9 protein-coding genes are annotated in these 12,460 nt (G+C 61.6%); 5 read left to right on the top strand and 4 right to left on the bottom strand.

All coding sequences use genetic code 11. The annotated features are described in order from the left end of the window. Positions 1-11: 11 nt before the first annotated feature. Positions 12-1,784, bottom strand: coding sequence for a bifunctional isocitrate dehydrogenase kinase/phosphatase (gene aceK / locus ACLIKD_RS13135; RefSeq protein WP_428825423.1), 1,773 nt, complete (start codon positions 1,782-1,784; stop codon positions 12-14). Positions 1,785-1,971: 187 nt separating this feature from the next. Between aceK and icd the strand changes: the two genes are divergently transcribed. From icd to murI, 3 genes are all read left to right on the top strand, one after another. Beyond that, positions 1,972-3,213: an NADP-dependent isocitrate dehydrogenase gene (gene icd, locus ACLIKD_RS13130; RefSeq protein ID WP_428825422.1), complete on the top strand. Its 1,242-nt coding sequence runs from the start codon at positions 1,972-1,974 to the stop codon at positions 3,211-3,213. Between the two features lie 117 nt (positions 3,214-3,330). Beyond that, positions 3,331-6,399, top strand: coding sequence for an ATP-binding protein (locus ACLIKD_RS13125; protein WP_428825421.1), 3,069 nt, complete (start codon positions 3,331-3,333; stop codon positions 6,397-6,399). Between the two features lie 28 nt (positions 6,400-6,427). Beyond that, positions 6,428-7,213: a glutamate racemase gene (gene murI / locus ACLIKD_RS13120; protein ID WP_428825420.1), complete on the top strand. Its 786-nt coding sequence runs from the start codon at positions 6,428-6,430 to the stop codon at positions 7,211-7,213. Positions 7,214-7,350: 137 nt separating this feature from the next. Here murI and ACLIKD_RS13115 read toward each other — a convergent pair whose 3' ends face one another. Further along, on the bottom strand, positions 7,351-8,979 hold the full coding sequence (locus ACLIKD_RS13115; RefSeq protein WP_428825419.1) for a methyl-accepting chemotaxis protein: 1,629 nt from the start codon (positions 8,977-8,979) through the stop codon (positions 7,351-7,353). A 113-nt stretch (positions 8,980-9,092) separates the two neighbouring features. Next, the gene (locus ACLIKD_RS13110; protein ID WP_428825418.1) at positions 9,093-9,704 is read right to left on the bottom strand and encodes an energy transducer TonB; all 612 of its coding nucleotides are present in this window, start codon (positions 9,702-9,704) and stop codon (positions 9,093-9,095) included. On the opposite strand from ACLIKD_RS13110, the gene ACLIKD_RS13105 reads away from it, so the two are divergent. Then, positions 9,703-10,698 (top strand): ankyrin repeat domain-containing protein, encoded by a 996-nt coding sequence (locus tag ACLIKD_RS13105; protein ID WP_428825417.1) that lies wholly within the window; start codon positions 9,703-9,705, stop codon positions 10,696-10,698. The two genes, ACLIKD_RS13110 and ACLIKD_RS13105, sit on opposite strands and share 2 nt — an antisense overlap. Here ACLIKD_RS13105 and ACLIKD_RS13100 read toward each other — a convergent pair. Then, the gene (locus tag ACLIKD_RS13100; RefSeq protein ID WP_428825416.1) at positions 10,692-12,008 is read right to left on the bottom strand and encodes an MFS transporter; all 1,317 of its coding nucleotides are present in this window, start codon (positions 12,006-12,008) and stop codon (positions 10,692-10,694) included. The two genes, ACLIKD_RS13105 and ACLIKD_RS13100, sit on opposite strands and share 7 nt — an antisense overlap. A 112-nt stretch (positions 12,009-12,120) precedes the next feature. Here ACLIKD_RS13100 and ACLIKD_RS13095 point away from each other — a divergent pair, with 112 nt between their 5' ends. Continuing rightward, positions 12,121-12,456, top strand: coding sequence for a hypothetical protein (locus ACLIKD_RS13095; RefSeq protein WP_226416641.1), 336 nt, complete (start codon positions 12,121-12,123; stop codon positions 12,454-12,456). Positions 12,457-12,460: the final 4 nt, after the last annotated feature.

Below are 12,460 nucleotides of genomic sequence, written 5' to 3'. Positions count from 1 at the left end.
GATCACTTTGTTCAGTTCACATCCGGCGGGCTGTTGCAAAAGCGCAGTTCCTGCGGATAGGGAAAGAAATCCTCAACGTGGCCCTGCCGGATTTTTTGCTGGGCATCCTGCCAGAATTTGGCGGAGAGCAGGTCGGCATGGTACTTGTGGAACACTTTGCGCAGCGTCGGCGAGGCGAGTAGGAAGGTGCTGAATTCTTCCGGGAAAACATCGTTTTTGCCGACGGCGTACCAGACTTCGCCGGACATTTCGGTCTCGAAGTCCGGGGCCGGCGGAATCTGGCGGAAATTGCAGTCGGTCATGTATTCGATTTCGTCGTAATCGTAGAAGACCACGCGACCGAAACGGGTGATGCCGAAATTCTTCCACAGCATGTCGCCCGGGAAAATATTGGCCTGGGCCAGTTCGCGGATGGCGCTGCCGTATTCCTTGATGGCGTGTTCCAGCGCCTCGATGTTGTTGGTCCGTTCGACGCGTTCGAGATGGATGTTGAGCGGTTCCATGCGGCGCTCGATGTAGAGATGCTTGATGATCAGCGTTTCGCCATCGATTTCGAAGCAGGAGGGCGCCAGCGTCCGCAGTTCTTCCATCACTTCCTCGTCAAACCGCTTGAGCGGGAAGGCGGCGTTGGAGAATTCCAGCGTATCGGCCATCCGGCCGACGCGGTCGACCTGTTTGACCATCAGGAATTTCTTCTTGACGGTGGCGCGGTCCATGTTCTTGGCGGGACCAAAGACATCCTTGATGATCTTGAAGACGTAGGGGTAGGACGGCAGTGTGAAGACCAGCATGACCATGCCGCGGATGCCGGGGGCCATGATGAATTTGTCTTCCGAATGGTGCAGGTGATAGATGAAATCGCGGAAGAACATGGTTTTGCCCTGCTTGCCCAGGCCGAGCATGATGTACAGCTCGGAGCGCGGCTTGTTGGGCAGCACGGCGCGCAGGAACTGGACGTAGCCGGAAGGCACCTCCATGTCGACCATGAAATAGGCGCGCGATAGCGAGAAGAGCAGGCCGATCCGCCAGGCATCGAGCAGTATCGTGTCGAGGTAGAGCTTGCCGTTATCGTCGTGCAGGACCGGAATGGCAAAGGGATATTCCGCGGCGCCGTTGATCGCCTTGCCGATGATGTAGGCCGCCTTGTTGCGATAGAAGGGCGAGGCCAGCACCTGGATCTGGAAATTCACCTCGCGTGGCGGCATGCCTTTCAGAAAGGCGCGGATGGCGTGGTAAACATGATTGACGTCGCGCTCGATGTCGGCGAACGGACGGTGCCAGTTGAAGTCCTTGACGATCGCGGTGATGGCGCCGCGCACGCCGTCTTCCTTGGCGTAATAGCTGCGGTAGGTGGGATCGTTGTCGGCTTCGATATTTTCAGTGGACAGCGTCGGGCGGACGAAAATGAAATCGTTGCGGAAGTAGTCGCGGTGCAGGATTCTGGTCGTCACCGAATTGAAGAAGGTCTCGGCCAGTTCGGGCTGCTTGTGGTTGAGCAGCAGGCCGATGTAGAGCAGCTTGATCTGCTGCCAGGTCGAGTCGTCGATGTGCTGGGCATCGAATTCGTCGCGCAGGCGTTCGACGCATTCGTCGACCCGGTCATCGTAAAAGCGGATGCGTTCCTTGACGGCCTTGTGTACGCCCAGCCAGTCGCCCTGTTCGAAGCGGGTCTTGGCCTGCTTGCTGGTTTCGCGGAAGAGTTTGTAGTGCTTGTTGAATCCCTGGATCAAGGCCAAAGCGATCTGGTGCGCATTGGTGCCGTAGAGGCCGACTGAGATCTTCATGCGATGTCTCTCCTGACTGGGACGGCCAGTTTAGCATTGGGCCGGGATGCACTAATGGCTGACAGGCCGCCCTCCTTTGCTTCATAATCGTGCACGCTACCGGTGGCAGGGCAGCCCTCATCCGGTAACCTGCAGAGGAGACATTCGACGCTAACCCAAGTCGTCCAATAACACGCATGGAGTGGATATGGCATCTCACATCACGGTTCCCCAAGGTGGTCAGAAAATCGTTCCGGGACAGGCTGTCCCGAACAATCCGATCATTCCCTTCATCGAGGGTGACGGCATTGGCATCGACATCACCCCGGTCATGATCAAGGTCATCGACGCCGCTGTGGCCAAGGCCTATGGCGGCGCCAAGAAAATTCACTGGATGGAAGTTTTTGCCGGCGAAAAGTCCACCCGCATCTACGGCCCGGATGAGTGGTTTCCGAAGGAAACCTTCGATGCGCTCAAGGAGTATTCGGTATCGATCAAGGGTCCGATGACGACGCCGGTCGGCGGCGGCATCCGCTCGCTGAACGTCGCCCTGCGCCAGGAGCTCGATCTCTACCAGTGCGTTCGTCCGGTGCAGTACTTCAAGGGCGTGCCATCGCCGCTCAAGCACCCGGAGCTGACCAACATGGTCATCTTCCGCGAGAACACCGAAGACATCTACGCCGGCATCGAATGGGCCGCCGAATCGGAAGGCGCCAGGAAGGTCATCGATTTTCTGCAGAAGGAAATGGGCGTCAAGAAAATCCGTTTTCCGGCGACTTCCGGCATCGGCATCAAGCCGATCTCCGTCGAAGGCACCACCCGTCTGGTCCGCGCCGCGCTCAAGTACGTCATCGCCAACGACCGCAAGTCGCTGACCATCGTGCACAAGGGCAACATCATGAAGTTCACGGAAGGCCTGTTCCGTGACACCGCTTACAAGGTGGCCCAGGAAGAGTTCGGCGCCGAGCTGGTCGATGGCGGTCCGTGGTGCAAGTTCCGCAATCCCAATTCCGGCCGCGAAGTGATCATCAAGGATTCGATCGCCGACGCCTTTCTGCAGCAGATCCTGCTGCGTCCGGCCGAGTACGACACCATCGTCACCACCAACCTGAACGGCGACTACATCTCCGACGCGCTGGCTGCACAGGTCGGCGGCATCGGCATTGCGCCGGGCGCCAACATCTCCGACCAGTACGCCTGCTTTGAAGCGACCCATGGCACCGCGCCGAAATACGCCGGCCAGGACAAGGTCAACCCGGGGTCGCTGATTCTCTCGGCCGAAATGATGTTGCGCCATCTCGGTTGGGTCGAAGCCGCCAACCTGGTTATCAAGGCCATGGAAGCAGCGATCGGCGACAAGCAGGTGACCTATGATTTTGCCCGGCTGATGGATGGGGCCAATGAACTGTCCTGCTCGGCTTTTGGCGATGCCATGATCGAGCGCATGTGATTTTGGCGCAATAGTGCTCGAGAGCAGCCCCCGCAAGGGGGCTTTTCACTTGAGGCCGGGAATTTTTGGCGCCTGGCTAGTGCCTGGTATGTTCAGCAGCTCGTTTTAGGCGTAATCGTGACGTTCAAGGATAGAAATCCCGGATTTTCAACCAAGCTGGCGCTGACGGTCGGCCTCTTGGTGGCGCTTGCCGTTGTCTTCGTGTTGTACGCCAGCGCCGAGAAACGTATCGATCGGGCCAACGAGCGGCGGCATGTTTCGATGCTGCTGGCCGATGAATTGCGCCACTCCTCGGACGATCTGACGCGCATGGCACGGACCTATGTCGTGACCGGCGACCCGATGTACCGGCAGCGCTACCAGGCTATTCTCGACATCCGCGATGGCAAGCAGCCGCGGCCGGCCGATTATCAGAACATCTATTGGGATCTGGTCGTCGGCGATCAGGTGCCGCCGGTGGCCGCCGAGAGTGCGACGATCGCACTGCTCGACCTGATGCGGCAGGCCGAATTCGGTGCCGAGGAGTTCCACCAACTGACTGAAGCCAAGGCAAACTCCGATCGTTTGACGGCGCTCGAAATCGAAGCGATGAATCTGGTCGAGACTGGCGGCCCGACCGCCGAGGCCAATCGCGAAAAGGCCCGCCAGATGCTGCACGGCACGCCCTATCATCAGGCCAAAGCCGAGATCATGCGGCCGCTGCATCAGTTCAATCTGCTGATGGGCAAACGAACGCTGGATATGGTTCAGTCGGCCGAAGTGCGGGCGACCATTTTTCGGCTGATTTTCATCGCCTTTGGCCTCAGCGTCGTCACCATGCTGTGGCGCACCTATGTCGCCTTGCGCGAAACGCTCGGCGCTTCCGCCGAGGAAGTCCATGCCCAGATCGTCCGGCTTGGCCAAGGCGATTTTTCGCCGCCCGATCAGGTTTTGCCGACCGTCGAAGACAGCGTGATCGGCTGGCTGGCCGAGACCCGGCTCAAGCTGAACGAACTGCAAACCGCCCAACGGCAGGCCGAGAACGACCTGGCGCAACGGACCCGCGAATTGCTGCTGCACAATCAGGTGCTTCATCTGATCAGTAAAGGCGCGCCGCTGTCCGAGGTGCTGCAAGGCCTGGCGAGTCGCGTCGAAGCCTTGCACCCGGGGGCGCTCTGCTCGATCCTGTTGCTCGATGAAGACGGCCGGCATCTGCGTCATGGCGCGGCGCCGAGCTTGCCCGACTTCTACAATCAGGCGATTGACGGCGTGGTTATCGGCGATGGCGTCGGCTCTTGCGGAACGGCGGCTTTTCGTGGCGAGCGGATCATCGTCGAGGATATCCAGCAGCACCCGTTCTGGGTGCTATACCGCGATCTGGCCGCCCGGGCTGGCGTCCAGTCATGCTGGTCGCAGCCGTTCAAGAATCGCGATGGCCGGGTCCTCGGCACCTTTGCCATCTATCACCAGCAAGCCACTTCTCCGTCGGCTACCGAAATCGGCTTGATTGAAGACTATGCCAGTTTGGCCGGCCTCGCTGTCGAGCGTGCCCGAACCGAAGAGGCGCTCGGCAAAAGTCAGCAACGCTATCGGCTGATTGCCGACAACAGCAGCGACGTGATCTGGCTACTCGATCTTCCCGGTATGGAATTCTCTTATATCAGTCCGTCCGTCCAGCGCCTGCGTGGCTGGACCCCGGAGGAAATCATGGCGCAGCCGCTTTCCGCCGCGCTGACGCCGGAATCATTGCGGCGGGTGGAGGCGGCCTTGGCGGAGAGCCTCGAACGGCTCGCCCAGGGCGATCAAACGGCGCGCTCGGGAAATCTCGAGATCGAGCAACCCCACAAGGATGGCTTTGTCATATCAACCGAAGTGGTCACCACCATCCTGCTCGATGCGGCCGGCCAGCCGAAGCAGATCATGGGCATCACCCGCGATATCAGCGAGCGCAAGCAAGCCGAGGCGGAACTGGATCAGTATCGCCACCATCTCGAGCGCATGGTCGAAGAGCGCACCGCCGCGCTGTCGGTCGCCAAGGAGGCGGCGGAAGCCGCCAACCGCGCCAAGAGCACTTTCTTGTCGAATATGAGCCATGAGCTGCGGACGCCGATGAACGCCATCATGGGCATGACCGATCTGGTGCAGCGCCGGGCCAGCGATCCGAAACAAAGGGATCAACTGGCAAAAGTCGCGCAGGCCTCGCGTCACCTGCTGGCCGTTATCAATGACATCCTCGATATCTCGAAGATCGAGGCGGAGCGCCTGAAGCTGGAGGTCGTCGCCTTCAAGCTGGGGGGCGTCATCGAAAATGTGCTCAGCCTGCATTCGCAGAAAGCCGCCGAGAAAGGCTTGCCGCTGCTTGTCGATATGGCGCCCGGCCTTGCCGAGCGGGAAGTGCAGGGCGATCCGATGCGCCTCGGCCAGATCCTGATCAACCTGACGACCAATGCCATCAAGTTTACCGAGGCCGGAACAGTGACGATCCATGTGCGGCTGGTCGAGGAAAGTGCCGACGACGTAATGCTGCGCTTTGCCGTCAAGGACAGCGGCATCGGTATCTCGGCCGACGATCAGCAGCGCGTGTTCAGCGCCTTCGAGCAGGCCGATGGTTCGATGACCCGGCAGTATGGTGGCACCGGCCTTGGCCTGGCGATCAGCAAGCGTCTGGCGCAACTGATGGGGGGCCGCATTGGGGTCGAAAGCGAACTCGGGGCCGGCAGCACCTTCTGGTTTACCGCCCGTTTGCGGCAAGGTCGCAGTCGCCTTGCCGGTTCGCCCGGTCAGCTCGAGTCGTTCGCCGAGCAGCGCATCCGCGCCGGCTATAGCGGGATTCATGTGCTGCTCGTCGAAGACGAGCCGATCAATCAGGAAGTGTCGCAGGCCTTGCTCGAAGAGGCCGGCTTTCTCGTCGATCTGGCCGGCAATGGCGAGGCTGCGGTCGCTGCGGTCAAGGCCGGCGATTACGATCTGGTGCTGATGGATGTGCAGATGCCGATCATGAACGGCATCGATGCCACCCGGCTGATTCGCGCGCTGCCCGGGCGAGGCGCCTTGCCGATCATCGCCATGACCGCCAATGCCTTCGCCGAGGACCGGCAGCGTTGCCTTGATGCCGGGATGAACGATCACGTCGGCAAGCCGGTCGATCCGGCGGTGCTCTTCGAAACCTTGCTCAAATGGCTGCCGCCGCTTGAGCCGACGCGTTGAGTCCTTGCCGGGTCCGATTTTGAAGCCATTGAATCCCCATCCGATTGCCGTTTTCGATTCCGGCCTGGGCGGCCTGACGGTGTTGCATGCCTTGCGCGCCAGACTGCCGCAGGAAGATTTCTTTTACTTTGCCGATACCCGCTTTCTGCCCTATGGCGACCGGCCCGAAGCCTTCCTCAAGGAGCGTGGCGTGTTGATTGCCGAGGCGCTGGTCAGGCACGGCGTCAAGGCCCTGGTTATCGCCTGCAATACGGCCACGGCGACGGCAGCCGAAGCGATCCGGGCGGCGACCGCGTTGCCGATCGTCGCCCTCGAGCCTGGCGTCAAACCGGCCGCTGCGCTGACCAGGAGTGGAGTGATCGGCGTCCTGGCGACGACGCGAACCTTGCAGAGCGAGCGTTTCCAGCGACTGGTCGGCAACCACGCCCAGCACAGCAAGGTGGTGACGCAGGCCTGTCCCGGGCTGGCCGAAGCGATTGAAAACAGCGGCCCGGACAGCCCGGCGGTGGCCGCCTTGCTCGATGCCTTTGTCGCGCCGCTGGCAGCGGCGGGGGCGGATGTCGTGGTGCTCGGCTGCACCCACTACCCCTGGGTGGCCGAGGCCATCGCCCGGCGCATGCCGCCCGGTGTGGCGCTGCTCGATACCGGCGAACCGGTCGCCCGTCAGCTTGATCGACTGCTCGGCGCAGCCGGCCTGCTGGGCGGCGGGCATGGTCATCTGACGGTAGCGACCAGCGGGGCGCCGGCCAAGGTCAGCGCCACGGTCGACCGCCTGTGGGGGCAACATCTGCCCGTCGAACACTGGGAACCGTGAGATCAGCGCAGGACAAAAACGCCGGGCGGTCGGGGTTGTCCGGCGGCGAAAATTGCCGAACTGAAAGCCAACGGGGCGCTTTGAAAGCGCCCCGTTGGCTGGTCCTGCCGTGCTCCGCCAAAGCGGAGCGGGCTTGATCAGACGGTAAACTTGCCGATCAGTTGCTTGAGATTGGTGGCGATGACTTCCAGCTGGTGCGCCGTCTCGGCGGTGCCCCGGATCGTTGCCGTCGTTTCCTCAACCATGTTGGCAATCTGCTCGACGCGCTGGGCAATCGAGGTGCTGGCCGCGCTTTGTTCCTGCGTCGCGTCGGCCACTTCGCCCACCCGCTCCAGGGTGCGCCGGGCACCATCTTCAATGGCTTGCAGGGACTCGGAGGCCGAGGCCGACAACTGCACCCCTTCCTGAACTTCCGGTAGCGCCGCATCCATCGCGCCGACGGCGCCAATGGTGTCGTTCTGGATGCCGTTGATCATCTGCTCGATTTCCAGCGTCGCGCTCGAGGTGCGCTCGGCCAGCTTGCGCACTTCGTCGGCAACCACCGCGAAGCCCCGGCCCTGTTCGCCGGCCCGCGCCGCTTCGATGGCCGCGTTGAGGGCGAGCAAATTGGTCTGGCCCGCAATGTCCTTGATCACGTTGGCGATCGACGAAATCTGGTTGGCCCGCTCTTCCAGCGCGCGAATTCGTCCCGATGCATCGGATACCGTCGTGGAGATTTTCTGGATCGCCTGCGATGCCTGGTTTACCCGGCTGCTGCCCTGGCCAGCCAGGGCGACGGCATCCCGGGTTTCGCGTGAGGTTTCCCGGGCGCTGTCCGAAATATGGTTGGAGGTCACGGTCAGTTCCTCGATCGCTGCCGCCATCGCCGACGTCGCATCGGCTTGTTGCTCGGCTGCCTTGGCCACCTCGTCGGAAGCGCGGGCGATATCTTCCGCATTGTTGACCAGCGTGTTGGCGTCCTTATTGATTTCGCCGACCAGTTGGCGGAGCGACGCAACCATGCTGCCCAGGGCCTGGAGCAGGCTGCCAGCCGGCGCATTGTCGAGCTGCGCGGTCAGGTCGCCACCGGCGACGCGCTGCATGATTTCACTGGCGATCTGCGGCTCGCCACCCAGCTGGCGCAGAATGCTTGAACTGACCTGCCAGCCGACCAGACTGAGCAAGACCAGCAGGCCGAGCGAGATGCCGCCGAGCAACATGGCGCCTTTCCGGTATTCGCGATCGACGTCGTCAATGTAGATGCCGGTGCCGATAGCCCAACCCCAGGGGGCAAACTCGCTGGCGTAGGACAGTTTCGGTTCCGGCACCTGCTGCCCCGGCTTGGCAAACCAGTAATCGACAAAACCGCCGCCGTTCCGGGCGGCGGCAGTAAGTTCCTTGATGATCAATTTGCCGTTCGTATCTTTCATCTCGGCAGCGCTTTTTCCTTCAGTCTCCGGTTTGGGGGGCATCAGGATGTAGTTGAAATTGAAGTCGACGACAAAAAAGTAGTCGTTAGTGCCATAGCGCAGCGTGCGCAAGACGCCCAGGGCCGCCTTCTTGGCTTCCTCGTCGGAGAGTTTCCCGTCCTGGGCCAGTTTGTGATGGTGAGACAGCACGCCCACCGCTACTTCCACCAGATTTTTGGTTTTGTCCTTGCGGTCTTCGAGCATGCTCGATTTGAGCTGGAACAAGGCGGTTAGACACAGGGCGAGCAGTCCGATCAGCGTCAAGCCGATCAGAATCTGCATCCGTGTCGAAACGCGTAGCGAATTTATAGGATTCATGGTTTTCCCCTGCACAATGTTGACCGCCTTCATGAGCAGATCAGCAATTAATAATGTTCCTGGTGGATCATACACTAATGATAAATTTATCATTGGTCTGACCCGACAGGAAGTTATTTCAGGCGGAAACTGACCGGTAGCAATGTCTCGCGTGGCGCGTCGGCGGGCAGCGAGCGGAGTGAGCGGGCCGCCTGCAGCGCCGCCTCATCGAGTATCCGGAAGCCGCTACTTTGCTCGATACGGGCGGCCGTCACGTGGCCGTCAGGATCGAGGATCAAGAGTACCAGGGCTTCGCCTTGCAGGCCTTTTTCGATCGCCTCGGGCGGGTAGAAGAGTCCTTTGCCATGCAATTTTTGAAATTGCCGCCGGACTTCTTGCTGCCATGAATTTGGCGAATGTGATGTAGTTAAATTTTTTATCGGTTTTGTGGTTTGCTTGGCGGTCTTCGGTTGCGCTGGCGTTTCATCGAGCCTCAGTGGTGCCTGTGGCGGTGGGGCCTGGACGGGGTGCAGGCTGGCCTGCATCGGCGGTGGAGGCGGCGGAGGCGATGGCGCGGGAATCCGTTCCGTAACAAACGGTGCCAGATGCAGCAGCAGTGATGCAGCCAAGGCCAGAGCCAGCCGGTAGCGGGTCCGGATCATGAGAAAATGCGGGCTGGCCTGAGGAGTGAGCGTGTTGATGAGACGAGCAATGAAGAGGTCGGTCGGAAGCAAACTGGCCGCCATGATAGTCGGGATAAGCCTTGGTTTACCGCTGGCGGCGCAACAGGCGGTGAGCTTGCCGACGCCGACGGCGTTTGTAAATAGCCTGGAAGTGGGCGACGTGGCCCAGGCCGAGGCCTGGCTGGCGGCCGGCCTGCCGCCTGATTTCATGGGCAGCCGGACCGGTTCCGGCCTGATGATCGGGGCCTGGGAAGGCAATATCGAGCTGATGCGCTTGTTCATTTCGCGGGGCGCCGACATCAACAAGTTGAATGGCAACGGCGAAAGTGCGCTCGTTCTCGCCGCCTGGCGAGGCAATCTCGATGTGGTCCAATGGCTGGTCGACCGCGGGGCGCGCATCAATGCGCCGCGCCGGCAATGGTCGGCGCTGCATTACGCGGTGTTTGCCGGCCATGAAGCAGTGGCCGATTACCTGATGGCCCAGGGGGCCGATATCGATGCCTTGAGCACCAACGGTTCGAGCGTGCTGATGATGGCGATTTACGAGGGGCGGCAGGACCTGGCGCGCAAGCTGATCGAGAAGGGCGCCGACCGGACCCCGAAGAACGATTGGGGCGACGGGGCGCTGGAGTGGTCGATGCGCTACAACCATCTGAACATTGCCCGGATGCTGACCAATCCCGAGGAGTTCAATATTGCGGTCAGCCAGCCCAAGGAAAAATGGGGTGAGCCGAGCCGCTCCGTGCGGATGTCAAAGGAGCTTGAAACGCTGATCGACATGCGTGAGACGCTTGCCGTCCGCGGCATGTCGACCGCCAGCATCGATAAGCGGATTGCTGCCGAGCGGGTGCGTATCGTGCGTAGCGAACTGGATCGCCGCGATGCGCCAGCCCGGGCGTCGACGCTGGAAATAACGGCGAGTCGTAAAAAGCCGGAGGAACAGTCGGCCAAGATCATTTACAACGATCAGGGCCAGGCGGCCGGTTTCAAGGTTCCTGGCGCGACCTATACCGGCAAGCCGAAAATGCCGCCCAAGGGGCCGGTGAAGAACTACTGATCGAGCGGTCGGTTACGCACTTCCGGAAGGAAGAACAAGCCGATCAGCGCCGCCAATATCAGCAGCCCGGTCGGGTACCACAGGCCGGCCAGCGGGTCGCCGAAATGCACGCCCAGCCAGGTCACCATGAATGGCGACATGCCGCCGATCCAGCCGGCCGACAGGTTGTGCGGCAGGGCGACGGCGGTGTAGCGTGTGCGGGCCGGGAACAGTTCGGGCAGCGTCGCCGTTTGCGGCCCGGTGATGCAGGCCAGCGGGATGACCAGGACGAGCAGCAGCAGCGTGATCATCGCGGTGTCCGGCGTGGCTTGCTGGCCGTAGTGCAGCAAACCCTGAAACACCGGATAGATGGTCAGGGCGCCACTGATCAGGCCAGCCAGCAGCACCGGCCGCCGGCCGATCCGGTCGGACAGCCAGCCGCAGAACAGCGTCGCCGGGAACAGGGCGAGCGTCGACATCATCACCAGTGCGCCGGCCTGGGCGGCCGGCAGATTGACCACCGTCTTCAGGAAGACATTGGTATAGACCTGGGCCGAGAAGAAGAGCAGCGAGCCGCCGGCCGAGATGCAGAAGAACAGCAGGCCCATGCGGCCGAGCGTCTGGCGGTCGCGGAAGCAGTCGCGCAACGGCGTCTTGGCCAGTCCATTCTTCTCGCGCAAATGCCGGAAGACCGGCGATTCGTGCAGGTTCATCCGGCTCTTGATCGAAACCACCAGCAGCAGTGCCGAGAGCAGGAAGGGGATGCGCCAGCCCCAGGCCTTGAAGTCGGCTTCGCTGAGGAAATACTGCAGGGCGATGATCTGCAGCGTCGACGCCATCATGCCGAGCGGTCCCATCAGTTGCAGCACGCTGGTGTACAAGCCGCGCCGGCCTTCCGGGGCGTGTTCGGTGAGGTAGACGGCGGCGCCGCCGATTTCACCGCCGACCGACAAGCCCTGCAGCATGCGCAACAGCAAGAGCAGGGCCGGGGCGAGCAGGCCGACCTGTTCGTAGGTCGGCAGCAGCCCGACGCAGACGGTGGAGACGCCCATCACGATGATGGTGACGAGGAAGATGGTGCGCCGGCCGTGGCGGTCGCCGAGCGAGCCGAACAGCGCGGCACCGAGGGGGCGGACGATCATGCCGACGCCGAAGGTGCCGAGACTGGCCAGTAGCGCGGCAACCGGGTCGCCGGACGGGAAGAAGAGGACGCTGAAGTAGATGGCCAGCGAAGCGAAGGTCAGGAAGTCGTACCACTCCAGGAAGGTGCCGAAACAGGCGGCGATGACCACTTTTTTCTGGATGGTTTGCTGGGTTTCGGGGCTGGACATGGGGCGGCGGCTGGACGAAAGGGCGCATTATCCCTTGTCGCATCCATTGCTCCAATTGCCAAGGCGGTTCGCCTGATGCAGACTGCGGCCAAATCGATCAGGAGAGGTTGGCATGCTTTACGTGGCACGAGACGGCGCTGGGCAGATTCGCGAGTTGCACCCGATGCCGCTGGGTGAGGCGCAGGAGGCCGTGGCGGCCGATAATCCGGAGGCTCTCCAGTTCATCCACGAACGCTGGCGGCAGAACGAACTTTCCGAACTCGACCGGGATTTCATCCGGGCCATCGAAGATACGATCGAACTGCTGATCGCCAAGGAAATCATCCTGTTCACCGACCTGCCGCCGCGGGTTCAGGAAAAGCTGCTGCGGCGCAAGGAAATCCGCGGCCAGACCCACTACGCCGGCAACTACGGCACGACCGACGACAGCGACATCATCCCGCTCTGAGTCG

The organism is Azonexus sp. IMCC34842, from assembly GCF_050368855.1.
Taxonomy (GTDB): domain Bacteria; phylum Pseudomonadota; class Gammaproteobacteria; order Burkholderiales; family Rhodocyclaceae; genus Azonexus; species Azonexus denitrificans_A.
This window is presented reverse-complemented; position numbering and strand designations above follow the sequence as displayed.

Excerpts from the sequence above, each read along its gene's own strand:
- ACLIKD_RS13095 (WP_226416641.1), top strand. The coding sequence starts at position 12,121 with ATGCTTTACGTGGCACGAGACGGCGCTGGGCAGATTCGCGAGTTGCAC.
- ACLIKD_RS13100 (WP_428825416.1), bottom strand. The coding sequence starts at position 12,008 with ATGTCCAGCCCCGAAACCCAGCAAACCATCCAGAAAAAAGTGGTCATC.
- ACLIKD_RS13110 (WP_428825418.1), bottom strand. The coding sequence starts at position 9,704 with ATGGCGGCCAGTTTGCTTCCGACCGACCTCTTCATTGCTCGTCTCATC.
- ACLIKD_RS13105 (WP_428825417.1), top strand. The coding sequence starts at position 9,703 with ATGATAGTCGGGATAAGCCTTGGTTTACCGCTGGCGGCGCAACAGGCG.
- icd (WP_428825422.1), top strand. The coding sequence starts at position 1,972 with ATGGCATCTCACATCACGGTTCCCCAAGGTGGTCAGAAAATCGTTCCG.
- ACLIKD_RS13115 (WP_428825419.1), bottom strand. The coding sequence starts at position 8,979 with ATGAATCCTATAAATTCGCTACGCGTTTCGACACGGATGCAGATTCTG.
- aceK (WP_428825423.1), bottom strand. The coding sequence starts at position 1,784 with ATGAAGATCTCAGTCGGCCTCTACGGCACCAATGCGCACCAGATCGCT.